Below are 22,868 nucleotides of genomic sequence, written 5' to 3' on the forward strand. Positions count from 1 at the left end.
GTCTGCCGGATGGGCCGTCAAGCATCGGGAGCCGTACAGTCGCTCCGGACGACCGACGAGATCGAGGTGACGAGTGGAGCTGGCGCGAGCCACCAACCGGAGCGTGCGGCTGCGCAACCGGGGGGCCCTGCTGACGAAGCTCTTCCTCGACGGGCCGCTGACCCGGCAGGACCTGGTGCGCAGCACCGGCCTGAGCCAGCCGGGAGTGAGCAACGTGGTCAGCGACCTGATCGAGGAAGGGCTCGTGGCCGAGGCGGGCGCCGCCGAGTCCGACGGCGGCCGGCCCAGCATGATGCTCCGGATCGCACCCCGGTTCGCGTTCCTCGTCGGGGTGGACGTCGGTGAGACCCGGGTCCGCGTCGAGCTGTTCGACTTCGCCATGACCCTGCTGGCCAGCGTGGAGTACCCGCTCGACCCGGCCCGGACCGAACCTGCCGAGGTGGCCGGCCACGTGCTCGCCGGGATCGACGCGGTGACCGGCACGGCCGGAGTCTCGCCCACCGACGTGCTCGGCGTCGGGATCGGTGTCTCCGGGGTGGTCTCGCAGGGCGAGCACGCCGTGGTGCACGCCCAGGCCCTCGGCTGGGACGCGGTGCCGCTGGAACGCTTGATCGCCGCCGGTACCGACCTGCCGCTGCACATCGACAACGGGGCGAAGACCCTCGGTCAGGCCGAGATGTGGTTCGGCGCCGGCCGGGGCGCCCGGCACGCGGTCTTCGCCCTGGTCGGTTCGGGTGTCGGCGCGGCCGTGGTGGCCGGCGGCGCGACCTATCGCGGCGCCTCCAGCAGCGCGGGGGAGTGGGGCCACACCACCCTGGTGTACGGCGGGCGGCAGTGCCGCTGCGGCGCCCGTGGCTGTCTCGAGGCGTACGTGGGCGCCGAGGCGATCATCGACCGTTACCGGGAGGCGCTCGGTGGCCGCCCGGTGCCGGGCGAGGACGAGGAGTCGCAGCTCAACACGCTGATCGAGGCGGCTGCCGGCTCCGCGATCGCTCGCCGGGTGCTCGACGAGACGGCCGCCTACCTCGGCGCCGGCGTGGCCAACCTGATCAACCTGTTCAACCCGGAGCGGGTCGTGCTGGGCGGCTGGGCGGCGATGGCCCTCGCGGAACTGCTGCCGGCCGTACGCGAGGCCGCCGGCCGGCAGGCGCTGCGCCAGCCGTACGAACAGGCGTCGATCGAGCTGTGCCGGTTGGGTGTGGACGCCGTCGCCCTCGGCGCCGCGACGCTGCCGGTCGCCAGCTTCCTCGCCGACGGCGGCGTACGCCGCTGACACCCCGCTCGCGCTGTCGCCGGCCGCCCGCTGCTTGCGCCTCAGTGGTGGCGGCACGCCGGGCGAAGGCGTGGCAGGGATGTTGTTCCGGCGCTTTAGAGCTGAGTCGTTCGCGACATCGGACGCCGCGACCCCGCGATGGCGTGCCGCCGTGCGCCGCGTTCCGAGTCGTTTACGACATCAGCTCCAAAGTCTCCGAGCCGCCCTACCCGCCGCCGGCAGCAGCGAGTGCAACAGGGTCGTGGACCACTACTGGTTGGTGGTCGTCCCGGCACGGGCGGCACGGGCAGCCCGAGTGGCGGGGGCGGGCGGAGCGTTTGCCTGTCGAGTCGGCGGGAACGCTGGTCCGGCCGATAGCGCGACGCCCGGCGCGTCGCCCGACGAAACGGACGCCGAACGTATGACGTACCGTCCGACAGTCGCCACCGCGGTACCCGACCTCGCCACGCTGACCCTCGGCGTGGAGGAGGAGTTCCTGCTGCTGGACCTGCGATCCGGGGAGAACCTGCCGGTCGCCCAGCGGGTCTTGACCGCGTTGCGCGGTGCGGCGCGGGACCAGAGCCGGCAGGAGTTCCGGCACAGCATGGTCGAGATGGTCACCCCGGTCACCGCCGACCTGACCGAGTTGCGCGCACACCTGGTGGCGCTGCGGCGCTCCGCCGCCGAGGCGGCCGAGTCGGCCGGCGCCCGGCTGGTCGCGGTGGGGGCGACCCCCATGCACGAGCCGCAACGGACGGTACCGGACAAACCGCGCTACCACGCCATGTCTCGGCGGTACGGACCAGTGGCGCACGATCCGGCGGTCTGCGGCTGTCACGTGCACGTCGGGGTGCCGGACCGGGAACTGGCCATCCAGGTCTGCAACCACCTGCGTCCCTGGTTGCCCGTGGTGCACGCGATCGCCACCAACTCGCCGCTGCACGACGGCGCCGACACCGGGCACGCCAGCTGGCGTTCGATGCAGCTGGAACGCTGGCCCAGCCTCGGTCCCACTCCCTACTTCGCCTCGGCGGCGGACTACGACCGTACCGTGGAGGAGCTGATCGCCGCCGGAGTCATGCTCGACGCGGCGATGGTCTACTGGTACGCCCGGCCGTCCGCCGCGTACCCCACCGTGGAGATCCGGGTCGGGGACGTCTGCCCGACCGTCGACGACACGGTGCTGGTCGCCGCGCTGTTGCGTGCCCTGGTCGCGACGGTCCTCGACGAGGCGCGGGCCGGCGTGCCGGCGTCACCCGTGCGCGACTGCCTGGTGTCGGCGGCGCACTGGCGGGCCGCCCACGACGGCCTGGACGGTACCCTCATCGACCTGCGCCGCGGCGGTGCCCGGCCGGCATGGGAGTTGGTCGACGAACTCTTCGCCACGGTCTCACCGGCGCTGGTCCGGCACGGCGACCTGGGCTACGTGCTCGATCAGCTGACCCGGCTGCGCGGAGAGGGCACGGGCGCCACCCGGCAGCGTCGGATCCTCGACGAGACCGGTGACCTGCGCGCGGTACTCGCCGAACTGGCCGCCTGGACCATCGCCACCTGAGCGATCCCTCATCGGCTACCAGCCGGTGAGCGGGGATCAGCTGATGTCGTGGGACTGGAGCCAGAGTTCCAGCAGGCCCAGCTGCCAGAGCTTGTTGCTGCCGGCTGCCGCCGCGGCCCGGTCCGGCTCGGCCAGCAGTTGCGCCACGTACTCGTCACGGAACAGGGCACGTTCGCGGGCGACGGGTGCCTGCAACGCCTCGACCACCAACTCGCGCACGGCGCCGTCGACGTTGCGCAGCGCGGGCACCGGGAAGTAGCCCTTCGGCCGGTCGATCACCTCGGCCGGCAGCACCTCCCGGGCCACCTCCTTGAGCACCCCCTTACCGCCCCGGGCCAGCTTGTGCTCCGGTGGGCAGTGCGCCGCGAGGGTGACCAGGTCCTGGTCGAGGAAGGGCGTACGCACCTCCAGCCCCCACGCCATGCTCATGCTGTCGACCCGCTTGACCGGGTCGTCGGGGAGCATCAGGTGGGTGTCCAAGCGCAACACCGCGTCCAGTGCGGTCTGTGCCCCGGGCGCCGCCAGGTGCGCGTCGAGCAGGTCCCGGCTGACGTCCCGGTCCAGCGCGTACGCCGGACCGACCACCCGGTTCAGCTCGGCGTGGTCCCGGTCGAAGAACGCGGCGGCGAAGTCGTCCGCGGCAGCCTCCCGGGGCACCTTCGCCAGCGGCTGGTGGTAGCCGTAGCCGGCGAACACCTCGTCCGCGCCCTGCCCGGACTGGGCCACCTTGACGTGCTGGGCGACCTGTTCGGAGAGCAGGTGGAAGGCGACCACGTCGTGGCTGCCCATCGGCTCGGTCATCGCCAGCACGGTCCGGCGTACGGCGGGGACCAGGTCGTCGTCGGCGAGCCGGACGCGTTGGTGGTCGGTGCCGAACGCGCGCGCAACCAGGTCGGAGTAGTGGAACTCGTCGCCGGCTTCGTCGCCCCGGCTGTCGAAGCCGATGCTGAACGTCCGCAGGTGCCGCTGCCCCGCCTCGGCGAGCAGCGCCACGATGAGACTGGAGTCCAGGCCGCCGGAGAGCAGGACTCCGACCGGGACGTCCGCGACCAGCCGTCGGCGTACCGCGGTGCGCAGCGCCTCCCCGACGGCGGCCTGCCAGTCCCGCGCGCCCATGGCCGCCTCGGCGGGTTCGCGTACGTAGTCGGGCTGCCAGTACCGCTCGTCGCGGCTGCGCCCGTCCGCCTCCACGATGCGCAGGGTCGCCGGTGGCAGCTTGCGTACGCCGCGCAGGACGGTCCGGGGCGCGGGCACGATCGAGTGCCAGGAGAGGTAGTGGTGCAGCGCCACCGGGTCGATGCCGGTGTCCACGTCCCCGGCGCGCAGCAGCGCCGGCAGGCTGGAGGCGAACCGTAGCCGGTCGGGTGTCTCGGCGAGGTAGAGCGGTTTGATGCCGAGGCGGTCGCGGGCCAGCACCAGTCGCCGCCGAACCTGGTCCACCAGGCCGAAGGCGAACATGCCGACCAGATGGTCGACGAACCGCTCACCCCAGTGGGCGTACGCCACCAGGATCACCTCGGTGTCGCTGGTGGAGTGGAATTCGTAGCCGGCGTTGCGCAGTTCCTCGCGCAGCTCCGGGTAGTTGTAGATGCAGCCGTTGAAGACCAGGCCGAGCCCCAGGTCCTCGCGGACCATCGGTTGGGCGCCGGCGTCGGAGAGGTCGATGATGGTGAGCCGTCGGTGCCCGAGGGTCACCCAGCCGTCGCTCCACAGCCCCTCGCCGTCCGGGCCGCGGGAGCGCATGGCCTCGGTCATCCGGGTCACCGCCGCGTCGTCGGGCCTCGACCCGTCGAACCGGGCCTCCCCACCGATGCCGCACATCAGCGCCGGCCGCCGGTCGTACCGCTGAGCAGGCGTCCCACGAGGCCCTCCCGTCACCCGCCGGTCCCGTCGATCGGACGGGCTCGGCTACCCGGCCGGCCGGTGATCAAACCCGGCCAGGGGACTGTCGCGGTCCGCGCCGCCGGTCATCCCGGGGCCCGCCTCGCGTCGGGCGGTCAGCCGTGCAGCGTACGCAGGATGCGGGCGAGTTCGTCGCGGTCGCCCGGGGTGAGTTCGCCGAACAACCGGTCCGCCTCGGCCTGGCGGGTGGCCCGGATGGCGGTGCTCGTACGTACGCCCTCGGCGGTGAGCGCGACCAGGGTGGCCCGCCTGTCGTTCGGGTCGGGGCGGCGTTCGACCAGCCCGCGCCGCTGCAGGTCGTCGACCACCTCGGTGGCGGAGCGGGGTGCGATGCGCAGGTGCTCGGCGAGCGCGCCGGGACGCAGTACGCCGTGCCGGGCCAGGACGCCGAGGGCGCGTGCCTGGCTCGGGCTGACGTCCCAGGGTGCGAGGGCTGCCCGGGTGCGATGACGCAGCAGCCGCGCCACCTTCCAGAACGCCTCGGCCAGGGTCTCGTCGTCGCCGTCCGCCTCGGTCACGCGGAATACGGTAGCAGCAGCTACGGTTGTTACCTCATGATGAGGTCACCTCAGTAAATTCAGACCGGAAGGCAGCCGCTCTTGGAGCACACCCCCCTCGGCCGCGACCGCGGCCCCCGCACCGTCAGCCAGGCGGAGAAGGCGCAGGCCCGGCAGGTGCCGCTGCGGCGCGTCGCCGGGCTCTTCCGCCCCCATCGGGCGCCCCTCGCCGTGGTCACCGCGATCATCGTGGCCTCCTCGGTGATCGCCATGGCCTCGCCGTTCCTGCTGCGGCACGTGATCGACACCGCCCTGCCGGAGCACGACCTCCGCCTGCTGGTCTGGCTGGTTCTCGGCATGGTCGGGGTGGCGGCGGTCACCGCCGTCCTCGGCGTGGTGCAGACCTGGATCTCCACCCGGGTCGGGCAGGAGGTCATGCACCGGCTGCGCACCGAGGTGTTCACCCACCTCCAACGGCAGTCGCTGAACTTCTTCACCCGCACCCGTACGGGCGAGGTGCAGTCGCGGATCACCAACGACATCGGTGGCATGCAATCGGTGGTCACCTCCACCGCCACCTCGATCGCGTCGAACCTGACGACGGTGGTCGCCACCGTTGCGGCGATGGTCGCGCTCTCCTGGCGGTTGTCCCTGGTCTCGCTGGTCATCCTCCCGCCGGCCATCTGGCTCACCCGCCGGGTAGCCCGGCTGCGTCGCGAGATCACCGCCCGACGCCAGCGGGAACTCGCCGACCTGAACGTCACCGTCGAGGAGAGCCTGTCGATCAGTGGCGTGCAGCTCGCCAAGACCCTCGGCACCGCGCCGGCGCTGATCGAGCGTTTCACCGCCTCCTCGGCCCGCCTGGTCGACCTGGAGCTGCGCAGCGAGCTGGCCGGGCGCTGGCGGATGGCCTCGATGAGCATCGTGTTCGCCGCCGTCCCGGCGCTGATCTACCTCGGCGCCGGCCTGCCGGGTACCGCCGGCACGCTGAGCATCGGCACCCTGGTCGCCTTCACCGCGCTGCAGAGCGGGCTGTTCCGCCCGCTGATGATGCTGCTCAACGTGGGTGTCTCGGTGACCTCGTCACTGGCGTTGTTCGCCCGGATCTTCGAGTACCTGGACCTGCCGGTGGAGGTGGCCGAGCCGGCCGAGCCGGTCGCGGTGGACCGGCACCGGATCCGCGGCCACCTGCGCTTGGAGGAGGTCACCTACAGCTACCCGGGCAGCGACACCGCGGCGGTCGCCGGGGTCACCCTCGACGTGCCCGCCGGCACCGGACTGGCCCTGGTCGGCGAGACCGGTTCCGGCAAGAGCACCCTCGCCGCCCTGGCCAGCCGGTTGCACGACCCGACCAGCGGTCGGATCACCATCGACGGGATCGACCTGCGTGACATGCGCCTGGCCGACCTGGCCGCGGTGGTCGGCGTGGTGAGCCAGGAGACCTACCTGCTGCACACCACCGTGCGGGAGAACCTGCGTTACGCCCGGCCGGACGCCACCGACCCGGAGATCGAGGCGGCGGCACGCGCGGCGCAGATCCACGACGTGATCGCGGGCCTGCCGGACGGGTACGACACCGTGGTCGGCTCGCGGGGCCACCGCTTCTCCGGTGGCGAGAAGCAACGGCTGGCGATCGCCCGTACCCTGCTGCGGAACCCGCCGGTGCTGATCCTCGACGAGGCCACCAGCGCGTTGGACACCGAGACGGAACGGGCCGTGCAGCGGGCGTTCGACGAGCTGGCCAAGGGCCGCACCACCATCACCATCGCCCACCGGCTCTCCACCGTCCGCGGCGCCGACCAGATCGCGGTGCTCGACCACGGTCGCATCGTCGAGTGCGGCACCCATGACAACCTGCTGGGCCGCAACGGTCGGTACGCCGCCCTGGCGGCCTGACCTGCGCCGGGTACGCGAAGATGGCCGCGGGCTCGCCCGCGGCCACCTTCGGAGCGCTCAGCTGCGTGTTCAGTTCTTCCGCAGGTGGGCCAGCGCGCCGCTCCACGCGACGACCTGGTCGATCATGGTGTTGAGCGCGGGCTCGTGGACCGGGTTCGGCTTGAAGACGCTGTAGTTCTCGAAGTCGCTGTGCAGCGACAGCGCCACCTGGACCCGCACGTCGGCCATCATCAGCTCACCGGCGACCAGGCGCAGGTGCTCGACCGCGCGGGCGCCGCCGACGGAGCCGTAGCTGACGAAGCCGACGGCCTTGTTGTTCCACTCGGCGAAGAGGTAGTCGATGGCGTTCTTGAGCGCGCCCGAGGTGGAGTGGTTGTACTCCGGGGTGACGATCACGAAGCCGTCGTACTGGGCGATGGTCTCGGCCCAGCGCTTGGTGTGCGGCTGGCTGTACTGCCCCATCGACGGCGGGATCGCCTCGTCGAGGTGCGGCAGCGGGTGGTCGAGCAGGTCGATGAGGTCGAACTCCGCGTCCGAGCGCTGCTTGGCGTGCTCGAGGACCCAGCGGGCGACCGCCTCGCCGTTGCGGCCGGGACGGGTGCTGCCGAGGATGATGCCGATCCTGGTCATGGGTGTGGTGCCTCCGGAAGTCGTGGTGTTACGCCAGCACACGCTAGACACTCATTGTTTGGTCAAGCAAATAGTCGAGCTATGGTTGCGGTCACACTGGCTCGGGCGGCATGCCCGCGCCCGGACCTAGGATGGTGGCCATGGTCGGTGTCCCCGGCGAACCGCTGAAGCCCCTCGACCCGGACGAGGAGGCGCTGGTGCGCAACCTGTACCGGGTGATGTACCTCCTGCCCCGGGCGATCGACGCCGACATGGTCTGCGACCGGCAACTGCCGCTCACCGAGTACACGGCCCTCATGCACCTCTCCGAGGCGCCCGAGCGGCAGCTGCGGATGAGCGAACTCGCCGCCGCCTGTCACCTTTCGCTCAGTGGGATGACCCGGACCATCACCCGCCTGGAGACGCAGGGTCTGGTGCGTCGGGTTCGTAGCGAGGAGGACGCCCGGGGCTGGAACGCCGTGCTCACCGACGCCGGTTTCGCGCGGCTCGCCGAGTCCTGGCCGAGCCACCTGGCCGCTGTCCGCCGGCGCTTCCTCGACCACTTCGAGGGCATCGACCTCGCCCGCCTGGCCCGGGTGTTCGAGCGGGTGGGGACTGCCGACGAGTTATCCGGCAGCATCGAGACGCCCGTCGCGGAACAGTCCCAAAACCGTCTCTAAACAGTCTCGTTAGTGGGTCCGGCCTGTTGCAGGTGGCGGTAGACGGTGGCGCGGGAGACGTGCAAGGCGGCCGCGATCGCATCCACCGAGTGCTCGCCGGAGGCGTACATCCGGCGCGCCGCCTCGATCTGCTCGCGATCCAGCGCGCGCGGTCGGCCCGGCCTCCGTCGCGGACCGGCCCCGGCGGTGTCCACCGGCGCGGCCAGGAGCCGGCGTACGCCGTCGAGCATGTCGGCCCGGAGCACCTCGTCGGACACGTCGGTGAAGAAGACGACCGGGTCGCTGCACATGGCGACCGCCTGCACCGCCCGCACCCGTTCCCGGCGTCCCGCCTGCGGGCCGGCGATCACGTCGATGGCGCGCATGGAGATCCGCATCAGACGGTGGTAGGTGTCGCCACGGGTGATCGGGGCGATGTCGTGGAACAGCATGCCGAGCGGACGGCGGTGCGTCAGTATCGTGTCCACCCAGCCCTCCAGCACCGCCTGGCGGGCCCGCTCCGCGGGCAGCTCCTCCGCGGCGTCCAGCAACCCCTCCAGATCGGACAGCAGCGGCTCGACCAGCGCGGCGAGCAGATGCTCCTTGGCGGGGAAGTGGTAGAGGATGGCGGCCTTGGTCAGCCGCAGCCGTTCACCGATCTGCCGTAGCGAAGTGCGTTGGTAACCGTGCTCGGCGAACAGGTCGAGCGCGGCGCGCAGGATCCGCGACCGGGTGTCGTCCGCAGGCTCGGCCGTCATTGCGTCAGCTTAGAGGCACGTTCCGGTCGCGCTTCCGACCGACGGGTTGAACACCATTGATCCGCCTGACCGTCGGTCAGTACAGTGGGGTTGTCGATGTGTCACCCGCCCGGGGAGGGACCATGGCCGTCATCGCGATCGACGAACTGGTCAAGACGTTCGGCGCCGTCCGCGCCCTCGACGGGCTCCATCTGCGGGTCGAGGCGGGGGAGGTGCACGGCTTCCTCGGCCCCAACGGCGCCGGCAAGTCCACCACCATCCGTATCCTGCTCGGCCTGCTGCGCGGCGACTCGGGCGAGGCGCGAGTGCTCGACGCCGACCCGTGGCGCGACGCCGTACGCCTGCACCGCCGGCTGGCCTATGTGCCCGGCGACGTGAGCCTCTGGCCGAACCTCACCGGGGGCGAGGCCATCGACCTGCTCGGCGAGCTGCGCGGCGGCCTCGACCGGCGCCGCCGCGACGAGCTGCTGGACAGCTTCGACCTCGACCCCACCCGCACCTGCCGCACCTACTCCAAGGGCAACCGGCAGAAGGTCGCCATCGTCGCCGCGTTCGCCTCCGACGTGGAGCTGTAGGTGCTCGACGAGCCGACCTCCGGCCTCGACCCGCTCATGGAGTCGGTGTTCCAGGACCAGGTCCGGCGGATCCGGAACGAGGGCGGCACCGTGCTGCTCTCCAGCCACGTGCTCGCCGAGGTCGAGGCGCTCTGCGACCGGGTCAGCATCATCCGCGAGGGACGCACGGTCGAATCCGGCAGCCTCACCGAGCTGCGCCACCTCACCCGCACGGCGGTGACAGTGGAGACCGCCCGCCCGCTCACCGGCCTCGCGCAGCTGCCCGGCGTGCACGCCGTACGCGAGGCCGGCGGGCGCACCCACCTGGAGGTCGAACCCGCCCACCTCGACGAGCTGCTCGGGCACCTCGTCCGCTTCGGCGTACGCTCGCTGACCAGTGCCCCACCCACCCTCGAAGAACTGTTCCTGCGCCACTACGGCGCCGGCCAGACCACCGACGACGGTCACCGCGACACCGAACCCCGGGCGGTCCTGCGATGAGCGCCTTCACCGGCACCGGGCGGCTCGCCCGGCTCGCGCTGCGCCGCGACCGGATCCGGCTCGGAATCTGGATCATCGGCACACCCCTGCTCGGGTACGCCCTGGCAGCCAGCGTGGCCGGCCTCTACCCCGACGAGGCGGCCCGGCACGGCTACGCCACCACCTCGGCGTCCAGCCTGGTCGCCCGCGCCTTCAACGGCCCCATCGCCGGCACCGACCTCGGCGCCGTGGTGGTCGCCGAGACGTACGCGACGCTCGCGGTCCTCGTCGCGTTGCTGAGCACCTTCGCGTTGGTCCGGCACACCAGGCAGAACGAGGAGACCGGCCGCGCCGAACTGCTCGGCGCGTCAGTGGTCGGCCGGTACGCGCTGCTCACCGCCGCCCTGCTGGTCGTCGTCGGGGCGAACGTGCTCGCCGCCGCCCTGCTCGCGGTCGCCCTCACCGGCGCCGGGCTGCCCCTCGCCGGGTCCGTCGCCGCGGCCGCCGCGATCGGTGGCGTCGGAGTGGCGTTCACCGGCGTCGCCGCCGTCACCGCCCAGCTCACGGTCACCTCCCGAGGCGCCAACGCGCTCGCCGCCGCGGCCGTCGGCCTCTCCTTCCTGCTGCGCGCCGCCGGCGACGTGTTCGGCGAGGTCACGGCCGGCGGCACGCGGGTGGACAGCGCCTGGCCGTCCTGGCTCACCCCGCTGGGCTGGGGCAACCAGGTGCGCGCCTACACCGGCGAACGGTGGTGGACCCTCGCCCTGCCGGTCGCCCTGCTGGTGGCCGCGGTGGCGCTCGCGTACGCGCTGGCACGACGCCGCGACCTCGGCGCCGGCCTGCTCGCCGCCCGCCGCGGCCCGGCGCACGCCGCGGCGTGGCTGCTCAGCCCCGCGGGCCTGGCCTGGCGGCTGCAACGCGGCACGCTGCTCGGCTGGGCGATCGGAGTTGGCGTGCTCGGCGTCTCCATGGGTGTCGCCGCGGACGAGTTCAACGCCATGATCGCCGAGAACCCGGCCGCCGCCGAGGCCATCGCCGCGATGGGTGGCGGCACCGGCCTGGTCGACGCGTACCTCGCCGCGATGCTCGGGCTGTACGCGCTCGCCATCGGGGCGTACGTCGTACAGGCCCTGCTGCGGGTACGCGCCGACGAGGCCGACGGGGTGCTGGAGGCGGTCCTCGCCACCGGGGTGAGCCGCAGCCGTTGGCTGGGCACGCAGGTGGGCGCGGCCGTGCTCGGGGCGACCGCGCTGCTGCTGTTCGGCGGGATCACCACCGGGCTCGGCTACGGCCTCGTCGACGAAGACCCGGTGGGAAAGGCGCTCACGTTGGGCGCCGCCGCCGCACTTCGGCTGCCGGCCCTGCTCGTCGTCGCCGGTGTGGTGACCGCCCTGTTCGGACTGCTGCCCCGCTGGTCGGTGGCGCTCTCCTGGGCGGCGCTGACGGCGTTCCTGCTGCTCGGGCAGCTCGGCGCGGTGCTGGAGCTGCCGCAGGCCGCGCTCGACGTCTCGCCGTACACCCACGTGCCGTCCGCGCCCGCGGTCGACCCGACGGCGCTGCCCCTGCTGGTCCTCGCCGCCGTGGCGGCGGCCCTGCTGGCGACCGGCGTCGCCGCCTTCCGCCGCCGCGACGTCCCGAGCTGACCAGCGGGACGGCCCGGACTTTGATACCCCGCTGGCGCTGGCGGGGTGTCCCGGCGCGAAGTCGATCAGTCGGGCGGTGTGGCGGTCTCGCCGGTGGGCTGGCAGCCACGGGTGCCGTGGGCATTCTGACGCAGCTACCGGCGCTCCTCGGCGTCCTGGTCGGCACCCTCGGCGCGATCCTCGCCACCTCGTTGGGCCGACCGGGCCCGCTGGCGGCGCAGCCAGAGCGTCCGTTGAGACGAGCGACGGCTCGCCGCGTACGTCGACTTCGCGCACGCCATCAAGGACAGCCACGCGGTGGCGCTGCGGATAACGGCTGACCACCGGCGCTGCGGCAGGCACTGCTTGGCAGGTCGGTCGTGACGTCCGAGCTGCCGGAGCGACCAACGGGGCGGCTTCGAGTCGGAGGGTGGTTCTACCCTGCCGGTGGCAGCAATCCGCCTCGGGAGAAGAGAAGGCAGTCGTGCGACGGGGATATTGGCGAGAGTCCGGGGATGCGGTTAGCGCTGAGGAGGCCTGGGACATTTGGGCGCCGCACGCGTACGACGTCCTGCTGGAGGTGGCGCGGCGATATCGCGCAATCATTACCTACGGTGAGGTTGGCAAGGAGGTGCAGGACAGGTCGGGCGTCCGGACCTCCGCGCTCCTGCAGAACTGGATCGGTACCGTCCTCGGGCGGGTGGTCCGGCGCGCCCACAACCAAGGTCACCCACCGCTGACGGCGCTGGTCGTGCACAAGGACGACGGCAAGGTTGGCGTTGGATACGCCGAGGTGTTGCAGATCGCCGGGCAGCCGCCGGTCGAGGACGACATGCAACGCGAGCGACATGCCGCGTCGGCCCGGCTGGACTGCTACCGCTACTTCGAGGCGTCAGGGCTTCCGGCGGACGGCGGCCAGCCAGCCCTCGCACCAAGGCTCGAGGAGGCCGTGCGGCGGCAGCGCCGAAACGCTCCGCAACCTCGCCACCCCACCTGTTCCCGATGCGGCATCCAGCTTCCGGTGAGCGGCGTTTGCAGCTACTGCGACTGACACCTGTTGGCCGCGTCGCGCTGCGCGGCGACCCCGAGCGTCCGCCAACTGCGCCGACTCCCACCTGAGCTGATCATGGATCTATGATCATCCGCTGCGGCACCGGGCCAGTCCCGGACCACCAGCGCGGATGAAGGGGTTGGCTGATGGCGAAGCACGACAGGGAATCAATGGCCAACCGCTTCGACGCGGCCTGGAAAGCGCTCGAATCGGAACTGAAACATCGTTGGAGGGAGCGGACCGGAGGCGAGTCGGGGCAGCAGCAGACCGCATTCAGCATGCTGACCTGGGCCCGAGAGCAGAAACTACTTACCGCCGACCAGGAACGGTTCCTGGACCGCTGCCGCAGCGTCCGCAACGCCTACACGCACGTGTCGTTCGAGGGCTACTCGGGGCCGATCGCGTCTCCGCCGCGAGAGATCGTGGAGCGCCTGGAGAAGATCCTCAGCGGTCTGCGGCATCCGCGGAAGGTCGGGGAGATCGCCACCAAGGCCAGCACCTGCCTCCCGACCACGCCCCTGCGCGAAGCGCTGCAGACGATGCACCGGGGCGATTTCTCCCAACTGCCCTACCGAGACGAGCAGCGCGGCTGGCTCCTCGTGACCCGGGAACAGGTCGGCCGCTGGGCGGAGGCCAAGGCTGAAGCGGACGGCATGGTGCTGCTCGATTTGAGCGCCGCGGTGTCGGAACTCGCGGACCACCCAGAGGTCGGTCCGGTGCGGCCGAGTCAACTCGACGCGTCGGCCACGCTCGCGAGCGCCGTGGCCGCGCTCGAGTCGGCGCTGCATCGGCCGGACGACGCCGACGGCGGTTACCCGCTGGTGCTGGTGACGGGCAAGGGGGACAACGCACCGGTGCAGGTGCTCGCCGTGGACGATCTGCCGCGGGCGTACCGAGAACTTGGCCGCTGACCCGACGAGGCTGACCGATGCGAGAGCGCCGGGCGACGGCCGCGCGGTCACCTGGCCCTAGGATCTCTGGCATGCAAGAAGGCCGGTGGACGACGATCACGCCAGCGCAGTTCGCGCACGAGCGCGAGGCGCTCGCGCACGTCCAGGCGTTACTGCCAGACACCGAGCCCTACCGCGCCTGGTCCAACTTCACCTTCACCGCCCAGACCGGCCACCCCTATGAGGTTGATCTGCTGGTCGCCGCGCCGGGCGGGCTCTACCTCATCGAGATCAAGAGCCTGAACGGCCGGCTGATCTCCGGCGGCTCCAACTGGATCCTGCAGGGCCCGAGCAACACCCGTACGTTCGACAACCCGCTGCACCTGGCGGACATGAAGGCCAAGAAGCTCAAGTCCCTGCTTCAGGTCGCCGCGACGCAGCGCAAGGGCCCGCCGGTCAAAATCCCGTTCGTGCAGGCGGCGGTGTTCCTGTCGAAGCCCGGCCTGCACGTCGGTCTTTCCGACCACCACCTGCACAGCATTTATGGTCCGGAGCCGGCGGCCGGTCACCAGCCGGGCCCGCTGCCGACGATCACCTCCCTGCTGCAGCGTCCGCCGCAGGACGAGCGGCAGCGGGTCACCAAGGAGATGTCCGCGACGCTGCCGGACCTCCTCAATGCGGTCGGCATCGCCCGCAGCCGCAAGCACTACCAGATCGGGTCGTGGGAGCTGGATACCCGCCCGTTCGACGTCGGCCCCACCTGGCAGGACCACCAGGCCCGGCACCGCGACCTGGAGCGGGAGCGCCGCCGGGTGCGGATCTACCTGGTCGAACGCAACGCCGTGCAGACCGAGCGGGCCAGCATCGAACGCGCCGCGAAGCGCGAGATGCTCGCGCTGCACGGCATCAACCACCCGGGCATCGTGCAGGTCGACTCGATGGAATCGCACGAGGCCGGACCCGCGCTGATCTTCCGGTACGACCCCCGCTCGGTGCGCCTGGACCACTACATGGCCCAGTACGGCGACCGCCTGGACGCGCTGAGCCGGCTGGCGATGATCCGCCAGCTCGCCGAGACCGTGGCGTACGCGCATCGCCGGCGGCTGCACCACCGGGCCCTGTCGGCCCGCAGCGTGCTGGTCAGCCCGGGGCGCGCCAGGAGAGGCGGCAGCGAGGACGAGGCGTGGCTGACTCCGCAGCTGCAGATCAGCGACTGGCAGGCGGCGACCCGCGGCGCGGACGCCAGCGGTGGAAGCAGCGGTGACGCGGTCACGCTCTCCTCGCACGCGGCCTCGCACATCGAGCGCTCGGCGGAGGCGTACCTCGCGCCGGAGCTGACCGCGCCGAAGCCCGACGCCGTCGCGATGGATGTTTTCGGCCTCGGCGCGCTGGCGTACCTGATCCTGACCGGCCAGCCGCCGGCGGCGAAGCGGCCCGAGTTGCTCGCCCGGCTGGCTCGGGACAATGGCCTGCGGGCCGCCGCCGTCGCCGACGGCATCAGCGAGTTCGCCGATGAGCTGATCCAGGCGGCCACCGCCCCGGTGCCGACCCAGCGGCTCACCACCGTCGCCGACTTCGTCGAGATGCTCCAGGTCGTCGAGGACGAGCTGACCGCCCCACCTCCGGGCCTTTCGGTGCACCCCGAGGAGCCGGAGCCCGAGCAGGTCGACCCTCTCGAAGCGCGCGGCGGCGACCGGGTCGGCGAGTGGAAGATCGTCCGCAGCCTCGGCACCGGCTCAACCTGCCGCGCATTCCTCGGCTTCAACGAGCGCACCCGGCGGGAGGAGGTGCTCAAGGTCGGGCTCTCCGACGAGAAGGGCGCCCGGCTCGAGCATGAGGCCCGGGTCCTCGGGCCGCTCACCGACTCCCGGGTGATCCGGCTGGCCCGGCCCGAGCCGCTGCAGATCGGGAACCGCACCGTTGTGGTGCTGGAGCACGCCGGTGACCGCACCCTCGCCCGCAAGCTGCGCGACGACGGCCGGCTCACCGTCGACGAGCTGGAGACCTACAGCGACTACCTCTTCGGCGCGCTGGACTACCTTGAGGGTGAGGGCGTCTACCACCGCGACATCAAGCCCGACAACATCGCCATCCGGATCCGCCCCAACCGCACCCGGCAGCTGGTGCTCTTCGACTTCTCCCTGGCCGGGGTCTCGGTCAAGGAGATCAATGCCGGCACGCCGCGTTACCTCGACCCCTTCCTCGGCACCGCCAGCCGACAGGTCTACGACAAGCACGCCGAGTGGTACGCCCTCGCGGTCACCCTGCACGAGATGGCCTCCGGCGAGCTGCCGGTCTGGGGCGACGGCGGCACCGAGCCGCAACTCACCGAGGGCCCGCCGGTGCTGGCCGCCGAGGCGTTCGACCCGGCGATCCGCGACGAGCTGGTGGAGTTCTTCCAGCGCGCGCTGCACCGCGACCACCGCCAGCGGTACGCCACGCTGAAGGACCTGCGCGACGCCTGGCAGCAGGTGTTCCGCCGCTCCGACGCCAGCACGCCAGTCGGCACCGACCATCCAGAGATCGCCCCCGACGAGCCGGACGTCGAGGGCGCCGAAGCAGCCCGAGACGAGGCGTCCACCAAGGCCACCCGCGCCACCGCGTTGGAGGCGGCCGGCCTCACCCCGCGTGCCGTGTCGGCCGCGCACCGGCTGGAGGCCACCACCGTCGGCGACCTGCTCGCAGTGGCCAACAAGCTCGCCCACCTTCCCGGCCTCGGCGCGAAGACCCGGCAGGAGCTGCAACGCCGGGTCAAGGAGTGGCGCCAGCGGCTGGGGGAGCGGGAGACGCTCCCGACGACGCCGGCTGCCCGCAAGGCGGCCAGCGCCGAGGTGGCCACCGAGGCCGCCGCCGGGGACGGCGACGCCGATCTGGTACGCGTCGGCCTGGACGCGATCGCCACGCTGCTCGTCCCGGCAAAGAACGGGCGGAACGCGACCGAGATCGAGGGCACCCGGCTGCTGCTGCATTTGCCCGACGAGTCAGGGACGCTGCCGGCGCTGCCGCTCTGGCCGCAGCAGCCGCAGGTGGCCGCCGCGCTGGGCGTCACCGCCGGTCGGGTCGCGCAGATCCTCGGCAAGCAGCGCAAACGCTGGGACGACATCCCGGTGGTCGGCAGCGTGCGTACCCAGATCATCGAGCTGTTGCGCGACGGCGGCCGTGTGATGGGCGTCGCCGAGCTGGCCGCGGCGCTGCTCGGCAGTCGCGGCTCGGTGCGTACCGGGGATGCGCTGCGTCTCGCGGTGGCGGTCGCCGCGGTGCGGGCCGCCGTCGAGGTGGATGCGCTCGCCGAGGAGCCGCGCCTGCTGCTGCGCCGGCACTCCCGCGCCGACATCAACGGCAAGCCGCACCCGCGCGGCGACCGGCTGCTGGTCGCGCTGGAGGCCGGCGAGGACGACGCTCCGGACATCCCGGCCGCACCGGCCCTGCTCGACTACGCCGACGCGCTCGGCAAGGCCGCCGACAAGCTCGCCGCCAGTGAGGTGCTGCCCAGCCCGGCGACGGTGCTGCGTACCCTCGCGGCGGTGACCGCGCCCGGCGGGGCGGCCGACGCAATCGACGAGCGGCGGCGGGTGCTGCTCGCCGCGGTGGCCTCGGAGCGCGCCGCCGCGACCGCGCGGCTGGAGCTCTACCCGCGCGACCTCGACCCGGTACGGGCGCTGCGGTTGGCCCAGGCCGGCGTCGTGCCCCCGGCCAGCGAAGGGCGGCGCGGGCTCACCCCGACGCAGGTGGCCGACCGGGTGACCGCCCGCTTCCCGGAGCTGGATTCGCTACCGCCACATCCCACGCTGGACCGGTTGCTCGCCGAGGCCGGCTTCGAGCTGCGCTGGGACCGCGACCGGTACGTGCCGCCGCCGCCCCGTGCCGCCTCGTCCTCCATGTCGATCATGCAGCGACGCCCGTCGGTGACGGCCGCGCCGAGCCGCTGGACGGCCGAGTCGCCGGACCTGGCGGCGGCGATGCGGGCCGAGGAGCGGCTGACCGGCGCGAGGTCCGCCGGAGGATTCCGGGCGCTGACGGTACGACTCAACCGCTACCACCTGGCCCGGGAGGAACTGGCGCGGCGCTTCGACGCCCGGCCGGTCAACGTGGCGGCCCGCTTCCTGGACCACCTGCACGCCCTGGTCGACGCCCGCCCCAAGCCGACGTGGGAGACGGTGCTCGGGGCGGACATCGCCGAGGAGGGGTCGCGGGCGGCAATCAAGCTGGGGGAGTACGTCGAGCAGGCGTGGCAGCTCGCCGCGCCTGAGCTGCATGCGGAGTTGCGGGCCGGCGAGGGGCCAGCGCTGCTGCACGACGCGGCGGTGCTGGCGCGGTACCGGGCGATGGACCGGCTCTACGAGCTGGCCGACGCGGCGCGCGGTGGGGTGGGGGGCGTGTGGCTGCTCTGCCCGATGGAGGACCCAGCGCTACTGCCGAAGCTGGACGGGGCGGTGGTGCGGGTCGGCGACAACGAGTGGATCGCCCTACCGGACGCCTGGGTCGTCAACGCCCACCGCAGCGCAGTCACCGCCTGACGTACGGGCATCCGTCGTGGCCTCGGATGAGGCCCAAGTGAGGGAGTGGGCAGACGCGTCTACGCGAACAGCGACAACAGTGCGGTTTGCGCTGCTGTGAGGCGTATCGGGACGTCCACGCCAACGGTGGGAAAGACCTGGGCGACCTCGAGGTCGCTTCTGCGAATGCTCGTCGCGATCCCGATCTTCACACCCCTGGCCGTCAGGGTCTCGAGCAGGCGGCGAGCGTCCAGAAGGTACGCCGCGGAGATCCGCCACGGGTGGTGCCGCACGGCGCCCGGGGGTCGTGCCGGCCCGCTGAGGATCAGGTAGTAGTCGCAGGGGTGCGGGCTGATGTCGAGGCCGGTGAAGGCATCACCGTAGGTCTTGATGTTCACGGTCCGACCGGCGAGCGGATCCGATCGAAAGACACCGTCGTAGCCAGCCTGCACTGCCGTGTCGGCAAGCTCGATGTCGAAGACCTGCGCGGCGATGAACTCGCCGACGTCACCCGGCCGCGCCGATCGCCCGGTGAGCGCCGCGATTCGGGCGTCCAACTCGTCGCGAGCGCGCAGCAACGCGGCCAATTGGTGCAACGTCTCGGTCACGAGGTCGATTCTTCGCGTTGCGGACTGGCTTGACCAGTCACGCGTCGCTAACTTTTCGTCATGACGACCTCTGCACGGAAGCGGGTTGCGGCCTTCTGGGACGCCCACGTCGAGTCCTGGCTAAGGAGCGAAGATCAATTGCCGGAACGGCTCAAGGCTTGGTTTGACTCCTATGTGGGCGTCGGTCCCGGCGAGGTGACCCGCGACGGCTTTCCGGAGGCTTATCACGGCGATCTTCTCGGTCAGGAGCACACGCCACGGATGGTGGTGCTCGGTCTCAACCCCGGAGAGTTCCGTCCCCGCTTCCAGGCGCGCGACGGCATCTTCGCCAAAGAGATCAAGGAGTACGGCTCGTACAGCAGGTGGGCCACGACGTGCCCCTACAACCGGCCGCCGTGGACGCTGCCTCACGAGATGGGCCGCAACACGTACTACCAGGCGCGCCTTGAGTTCACCCGCCGATGGCTCCAGGACCCGACCGCCGACCATCGTGATCTGCTGATCTTCGAGTGCTACCCGTGGCACTCGAAGTCCATCAACGCGCCGCTGCGGCCGCCGCCGGAGGTGATCGAGCAGTTCGTATGGCAGCCGATCGCAGAGCTGTCCGTGCAGGACGTGTTCGCCTTCGGCCGGCCCTGGGACGGCATAGCCCAGGCGCTCAAGCTGCCGCTGACGGGCAAGCTCGGATCCGGCGGCACGTGCTACGGGTCGAACGTGTCCAGCAGGGCGGTGCGGACGTACGCGCTGCCGTCGGGACAGCGGCTGGTCGTCGAGTGGCACGCGGGGGCAGCCGGACCGCCCAGCGCCAAGGAGACGGCACTCCTTCGGGAAGCTCTCGTCGGTGGGGGAACTGGGGGTGATGGCAGCGTGCCACCACCCCCGCAACCCAGGGCCGGTGGTGGTATCGAGCCCGGAGTCGTTGGCAGTCATTCCGAGGTGTCGTCATGATTGCGGCAAGCGACACCCTCGTCACGGCCGGGCGCGTCGAAAGGCTGCGCCAGTACATGGGCGCGCAGGTTCTCGGATCGTCGGGCGATTGCATCTGCCGGAAGCTGGGCAGCTGTCGGCGGAGCGTACTGTTCGACCGACATGGGGCGCCCCGGCCCGAGGTGTCCTACGGCGCCGGGCAGCTCTCGCACGTCGGCCGTCATTACGACCTCACGCTGGACGGGATGCCATCCCGCGTCCTGGTCATCGCCATGGATACGGTGCGACTGAGGGAGCACGTGACTCTTGAACAGCGCCACGCCGAGGTCATGGACTCCGCCGACCTGCCGTTCACCCGCCGGAATCCGCACATGCAAGGTACTACCAGTGCGCTCCGGCTCGCTGTGGGGCGGGAGCCGGCAGACGATCGCGAAGGCGAGCAGCTCCGCCTGAGCGGGGCACGGCAACCTGCGCATCTCTTCGACGCGTACGCCATGGCGAATCTGCGGCTCTGCTCGGCCACGGCCGACGGAGAGAGGTCGTTGAGCAGCGCGACCATGAGCCGGAACTGTCTCCCGCATCTGGCAGCGACGATCAAGATCCTGGAGCCGACGCTGTGCATCGTGCAGGGCGTCCAGGTCAACAAGGTGCTCACCGAGCTGATCAGTCGGCGTCGTCAGGTTGCCCCACACCTCCAACAGGCGCGAATCGCAGGCGTCGACACCCTCGTCGCGGCTTTCACCAATCCCTCCGCCCGGGGCAACTACCGGTGGGGACGGCTTACCGGCGTTCCCTACCTGTACGAGACTGTGGCACCGGCGCTTCGGGTCGCACACCAGCTCGTGGTAGGTGCGCCAGCCCCGACCGGCAACGCCACCGTTCACCCGCAGAGGCGGCCGGCCGCTCTCGATCGTCAGCCGCCGGGGTAGCGGCTCCACCAGTGAGGGTCGGTCGCCTCGACGTATTCGGCACCGGACGGGCTGTGCTCGACCTGTGTCACGTAGTCCCGGGCGAGAGTGTCGGCGACCCAGGCCAGTTCCAGCCGGGGACAGCCAGTCGATGGGCAGGGCATCCGGGCCGTGCGCGGCACCCAGGAGTGCGCCGGCCACGGTCGCCGCGTGCTTAGCGCCAGCGGATGACGCGAACAGCAACGCCTCCCGCACCTGGTCCCGCTTCCGGAAGGAAACCGCCACGTAGACGGCCCCGAGTAGCGCGGCGTGTGCAGTGCCGCCAGCGGCGAGCCGAGCCAGCTCCGCCGCCTGAGCGGGCTTGGTCTCGGCTGCGGCGAGAGCCAGCGCGAGTGTGTCTGCGGTGGTGCCGGGCCAACTGCCGTGCGGCACGTGATGAGCCCTCATGGCGGCTCCGGCGACACTGTTGCCCAGGTCGATCAGGTGGATCATGGTGGCGCCCAGCGCCGCCGCTGCCATTGCCGAGCCACCGTGACTCAGGGCTGCCAGGCTGGCGCCCAACGCACCGGGCGACTGCCACCAGGTGCAGAGCCCTGCCGAGAGGGCGCGCGTGAGGCCGTGTGCCCCGATGCTGGCGCCGCCCGGGTGCTCCAGCGTGCCCGCCTTTCCTCCCTGCAGGGCGGCGACCGTGGCTGGCGCGGAGCCGCGCCGCTCCTGCAACACCGGAACCTTCGCGAGCCAGCCGGTCATCGGATCGCTCCCGTGTGCCGGCTTCACACCGGTGATGCCCTGGAGCACCGCCCACCGGTGGTAGGCGTACCAGACCACGCCGGGTGGGTGGGTCAGCCCCTTGTGCATGCCCCGCACGTGCGCCCGGATCAGGCCCTCGACGGTGAAGCAGGCGAGTTGACCGGCGCTCGTCGCGCGCAGGGGCCCGCTCGCCGGCACCGTGCCACCCGTCGCACCGATGCGTCACCCAGTATCACCCCCAGCACGGAGCCCCGAGCGGTCGCCAGTTGCGGCGCTGTCCTGATCATGCCGGCGAGCATAGGACGAGGCACGGCGGGAGGGCGCGGTGCGGCGGGCCGCGGTCTCAGAAGCTCGGGCGGAGCGCAGGCCGGCGAGTTGGACGTAGACCTCGCGTTTGGCGGTCGCCTCGCCGCGACGGTCGAGGACGTAGCCGGTCAGCCAGATCCAGCCGTGGTACGTCGGCTGGTTGGACATCGACACGACGCGGAAGGTCAGGGCCCGGTCCCCGGCGAACTGCACCGAGGCGCGGCCGTCGATGACGAGCAGGTCGCCGGGGGAGGGGCGCGCGGTCACCAGTGACCGGAGTTGTGGGAGTGCTCCTGCGGTGGCCGGCACTCCCGCGCGTGCATGGTCTGCCAGTCGCGTAGCGCCCGCTTGATCCGGTCGTTCTCCTGGCTGAGCAGCCGTACCGTCTCGTTGAGGTCGGCCAGCTCGTCGGCCACCCGTGCCTGGAACTCGCGTACCTCCAGGGGGTCGACACCGCGCCAGCGCGCGGCGAACTCGCGGGTCCGCACCTCGTGCGGCGTCAACCGGCCCGGGTAGCCGGCTGGATAGGGCTGGCCACCTCGATACACCTGAGCCACGACGATCCTCTGCGGGGCAGGCGGAAGCGCGAAGGCTCCCGGCGGGGGGGGTGTGGAAGGGCGGGGCGTCCGCGCGGGGGGCGCGGACGACCCGCCCGCTCGGCCGCCGCAGCTCGATTCAGCGGTACGACAGCAGAGCAGTCCGACGGGTCGGGACGGGCACACGCACCCGCCCCCGACTAGGGCAATGCCTCTGCTCCTTGTTGCCACGCAAGGGGAGAGGCGGTCACCAACTTAGCTGTCCCAGTCACCTTAGTCAAACGATGAGTTGTTGCGAGGTGTCGTTGCGTGATCGAATTGGCGTGCCACGCAGGGGGAGTCATGCCGATCACTGCCGACTACATCCGCATCGCCGACGAGATCGTCGGCGACATCAGAGCGAAGAAGCTCAAGCCGGGCGACAAGCTGCCCTCGATCACGCAGCTCGCGGCCACTCACAAGGTCAGCCCGTCCACCGTCAAGCAGGTCTACGTGCGGCTTGAAGCCCTGCGGGTGATCTGGCGGCACCAAGGCAAGGGCGTCTTCGTCAACGATCCGAAGCTCTGGATGCGGGAGCCGTAGGTAGCGGGCCGGCGACGGAAACGGGCCTTA

19 protein-coding genes and 1 pseudogene are annotated in these 22,868 nt (G+C 71.6%); 12 read left to right on the plus strand and 8 right to left on the minus strand.

The features are described 5' to 3' along the window. Positions 1–73 precede the first annotated feature (73 nt). Entirely contained in the window at positions 74–1,273 is a 1,200-nt protein-coding gene (locus ABZS42_RS10840; protein ID WP_355143916.1) for an ROK family protein, read from the plus strand. A 400-nt stretch (positions 1,274–1,673) separates the two neighbouring features. Further along, on the plus strand, positions 1,674–2,807 hold the full coding sequence (locus ABZS42_RS10845; RefSeq protein WP_355143918.1) for a glutamate--cysteine ligase: 1,134 nt from the start codon (positions 1,674–1,676) through the stop codon (positions 2,805–2,807). A gap of 36 nt (positions 2,808–2,843) precedes the next feature. On the opposite strand, the gene ABZS42_RS10850 is transcribed toward ABZS42_RS10845, so the two are convergent. Together ABZS42_RS10850 and ABZS42_RS10855 are read right to left on the minus strand one after the other, a co-directional pair. After that, positions 2,844–4,628: an N-acetylglutaminylglutamine amidotransferase gene (locus tag ABZS42_RS10850; RefSeq protein ID WP_355144002.1), complete on the minus strand. Its 1,785-nt coding sequence runs from the start codon at positions 4,626–4,628 to the stop codon at positions 2,844–2,846. A 176-nt stretch (positions 4,629–4,804) separates the two neighbouring features. Next, the gene (locus ABZS42_RS10855; protein WP_355143920.1) at positions 4,805–5,227 is read right to left on the minus strand and encodes a MarR family transcriptional regulator; all 423 of its coding nucleotides are present in this window, start codon (positions 5,225–5,227) and stop codon (positions 4,805–4,807) included. A gap of 81 nt (positions 5,228–5,308) precedes the next feature. Here ABZS42_RS10855 and ABZS42_RS10860 point away from each other — a divergent pair, with 81 nt between their 5' ends. Continuing rightward, positions 5,309–7,102, plus strand: a complete 1,794-nt coding sequence (locus tag ABZS42_RS10860) for an ABC transporter ATP-binding protein (RefSeq protein WP_355143922.1) — start codon at positions 5,309–5,311, stop codon at positions 7,100–7,102. Positions 7,103–7,171: 69 nt separating this feature from the next. On the opposite strand, the gene ABZS42_RS10865 is transcribed toward ABZS42_RS10860, so the two are convergent. Next, positions 7,172–7,732, minus strand: a complete 561-nt coding sequence (locus ABZS42_RS10865; protein ID WP_355143924.1) for an NAD(P)H-dependent oxidoreductase — start codon at positions 7,730–7,732, stop codon at positions 7,172–7,174. A 140-nt stretch (positions 7,733–7,872) separates the two neighbouring features. Between ABZS42_RS10865 and ABZS42_RS10870 the strand changes: the two genes are divergently transcribed. Further along, positions 7,873–8,391 carry a MarR family winged helix-turn-helix transcriptional regulator gene (locus ABZS42_RS10870; protein ID WP_355143926.1) on the plus strand — a complete coding sequence of 173 codons (519 nt, stop codon included), beginning with the start codon at positions 7,873–7,875 and terminating at the stop codon, positions 8,389–8,391. Here ABZS42_RS10870 and ABZS42_RS10875 read toward each other — a convergent pair. Continuing rightward, positions 8,388–9,128: a TetR family transcriptional regulator gene (locus ABZS42_RS10875; protein ID WP_355143928.1), complete on the minus strand. Its 741-nt coding sequence runs from the start codon at positions 9,126–9,128 to the stop codon at positions 8,388–8,390. The genes ABZS42_RS10870 and ABZS42_RS10875 overlap by 4 nt on opposite strands. A 122-nt stretch (positions 9,129–9,250) precedes the next feature. On the opposite strand from ABZS42_RS10875, the pseudogene ABZS42_RS10880 reads away from it, so the two are divergent. Both ABZS42_RS10880 and ABZS42_RS10885 read left to right on the plus strand, forming a co-directional pair. Continuing rightward, positions 9,251–10,183, plus strand: a pseudogene (locus ABZS42_RS10880) (ABC transporter ATP-binding protein). Then, positions 10,180–11,805: an anibiotic ABC transporter gene (locus ABZS42_RS10885; RefSeq protein WP_355143930.1), complete on the plus strand. Its 1,626-nt coding sequence runs from the start codon at positions 10,180–10,182 to the stop codon at positions 11,803–11,805. The pseudogene ABZS42_RS10880 and the gene ABZS42_RS10885 overlap by 4 nt, the downstream one beginning before the upstream one ends. A 134-nt stretch (positions 11,806–11,939) precedes the next feature. Here the strand turns inward: ABZS42_RS10885 and ABZS42_RS10890 are convergent, their stop codons facing one another. After that, entirely contained in the window at positions 11,940–12,086 is a 147-nt protein-coding gene (locus tag ABZS42_RS10890) for a hypothetical protein (RefSeq protein ID WP_355143932.1), read from the minus strand. A gap of 182 nt (positions 12,087–12,268) precedes the next feature. Between ABZS42_RS10890 and ABZS42_RS10895 the strand changes: the two genes are divergently transcribed. The 3 genes from ABZS42_RS10895 (at position 12,269) to pglW (ending at position 18,242) form a co-directional block, all read left to right on the plus strand. Further along, entirely contained in the window at positions 12,269–12,835 is a 567-nt protein-coding gene (locus tag ABZS42_RS10895; RefSeq protein ID WP_355143934.1) for a hypothetical protein, read from the plus strand. 146 nt (positions 12,836–12,981) lie between these two features. Further along, positions 12,982–13,746: a hypothetical protein gene (locus ABZS42_RS10900; RefSeq protein WP_355143936.1), complete on the plus strand. Its 765-nt coding sequence runs from the start codon at positions 12,982–12,984 to the stop codon at positions 13,744–13,746. A 71-nt stretch (positions 13,747–13,817) separates the two neighbouring features. After that, positions 13,818–18,242 carry a BREX system serine/threonine kinase PglW gene (gene pglW, locus ABZS42_RS10905; RefSeq protein WP_355143938.1) on the plus strand — a complete coding sequence of 1,475 codons (4,425 nt, stop codon included), beginning with the start codon at positions 13,818–13,820 and terminating at the stop codon, positions 18,240–18,242. Between the two features lie 59 nt (positions 18,243–18,301). On the opposite strand, the gene ABZS42_RS10910 is transcribed toward pglW, so the two are convergent. Next, positions 18,302–18,808: a hypothetical protein gene (locus tag ABZS42_RS10910; RefSeq protein WP_355143940.1), complete on the minus strand. Its 507-nt coding sequence runs from the start codon at positions 18,806–18,808 to the stop codon at positions 18,302–18,304. Positions 18,809–18,889: 81 nt separating this feature from the next. On the opposite strand from ABZS42_RS10910, the gene ABZS42_RS10915 reads away from it, so the two are divergent. Together ABZS42_RS10915 and ABZS42_RS10920 are read left to right on the plus strand one after the other, a co-directional pair. Next, complete coding sequence (locus ABZS42_RS10915; protein ID WP_355143942.1) at positions 18,890–19,777, plus strand: hypothetical protein; 888 nt, start codon at positions 18,890–18,892, stop codon at positions 19,775–19,777. Next, the gene (locus ABZS42_RS10920) at positions 19,774–20,685 is read left to right on the plus strand and encodes a hypothetical protein (protein ID WP_355143944.1); all 912 of its coding nucleotides are present in this window, start codon (positions 19,774–19,776) and stop codon (positions 20,683–20,685) included. The genes ABZS42_RS10915 and ABZS42_RS10920 overlap by 4 nt, the downstream gene beginning before the upstream one ends. 951 nt (positions 20,686–21,636) lie before the next feature. On the opposite strand, the gene ABZS42_RS10925 is transcribed toward ABZS42_RS10920, so the two are convergent. Continuing rightward, entirely contained in the window at positions 21,637–21,987 is a 351-nt protein-coding gene (locus ABZS42_RS10925) for a hypothetical protein (RefSeq protein WP_355143946.1), read from the minus strand. After that, the gene (locus tag ABZS42_RS10930) at positions 21,984–22,223 is read right to left on the minus strand and encodes a DivIVA domain-containing protein (RefSeq protein ID WP_355144004.1); all 240 of its coding nucleotides are present in this window, start codon (positions 22,221–22,223) and stop codon (positions 21,984–21,986) included. The genes ABZS42_RS10925 and ABZS42_RS10930 overlap by 4 nt, the downstream gene beginning before the upstream one ends. Before the next feature lie 375 nt (positions 22,224–22,598). Here ABZS42_RS10930 and ABZS42_RS10935 point away from each other — a divergent pair, with 375 nt between their 5' ends. Then, positions 22,599–22,838: a winged helix-turn-helix domain-containing protein gene (locus tag ABZS42_RS10935; protein WP_355144006.1), complete on the plus strand. Its 240-nt coding sequence runs from the start codon at positions 22,599–22,601 to the stop codon at positions 22,836–22,838. The last annotated feature ends 30 nt before the right edge of the window (positions 22,839–22,868 follow it).

The sequence above is a fragment of the Micromonospora sp. NPDC005367 genome, assembly GCF_040606825.1.
GTDB lineage: Bacteria > Actinomycetota > Actinomycetes > Mycobacteriales > Micromonosporaceae > Micromonospora.

What these genes read in the sequence shown, in the direction of transcription:
- ABZS42_RS10845 (WP_355143918.1), top strand. Translation starts at nt 1,674, where the DNA reads ATGACGTACCGTCCGACAGTCGCCACCGCGGTACCCGACCTCGCCACG.
- ABZS42_RS10850 (WP_355144002.1), bottom strand. Translation starts at nt 4,628, where the DNA reads ATGTGCGGCATCGGTGGGGAGGCCCGGTTCGACGGGTCGAGGCCCGAC.
- ABZS42_RS10865 (WP_355143924.1), bottom strand. Translation starts at nt 7,732, where the DNA reads ATGACCAGGATCGGCATCATCCTCGGCAGCACCCGTCCCGGCCGCAAC.
- ABZS42_RS10870 (WP_355143926.1), top strand. Translation starts at nt 7,873, where the DNA reads ATGGTCGGTGTCCCCGGCGAACCGCTGAAGCCCCTCGACCCGGACGAG.
- ABZS42_RS10875 (WP_355143928.1), bottom strand. Translation starts at nt 9,128, where the DNA reads ATGACGGCCGAGCCTGCGGACGACACCCGGTCGCGGATCCTGCGCGCC.
- ABZS42_RS10885 (WP_355143930.1), top strand. Translation starts at nt 10,180, where the DNA reads ATGAGCGCCTTCACCGGCACCGGGCGGCTCGCCCGGCTCGCGCTGCGC.
- ABZS42_RS10890 (WP_355143932.1), bottom strand. Translation starts at nt 12,086, where the DNA reads ATGGCGTGCGCGAAGTCGACGTACGCGGCGAGCCGTCGCTCGTCTCAA.
- ABZS42_RS10900 (WP_355143936.1), top strand. Translation starts at nt 12,982, where the DNA reads ATGGCGAAGCACGACAGGGAATCAATGGCCAACCGCTTCGACGCGGCC.
- pglW (WP_355143938.1), top strand. Translation starts at nt 13,818, where the DNA reads ATGCAAGAAGGCCGGTGGACGACGATCACGCCAGCGCAGTTCGCGCAC.
- ABZS42_RS10915 (WP_355143942.1), top strand. Translation starts at nt 18,890, where the DNA reads ATGACGACCTCTGCACGGAAGCGGGTTGCGGCCTTCTGGGACGCCCAC.
- ABZS42_RS10920 (WP_355143944.1), top strand. Translation starts at nt 19,774, where the DNA reads ATGATTGCGGCAAGCGACACCCTCGTCACGGCCGGGCGCGTCGAAAGG.
- ABZS42_RS10935 (WP_355144006.1), top strand. Translation starts at nt 22,599, where the DNA reads ATGCCGATCACTGCCGACTACATCCGCATCGCCGACGAGATCGTCGGC.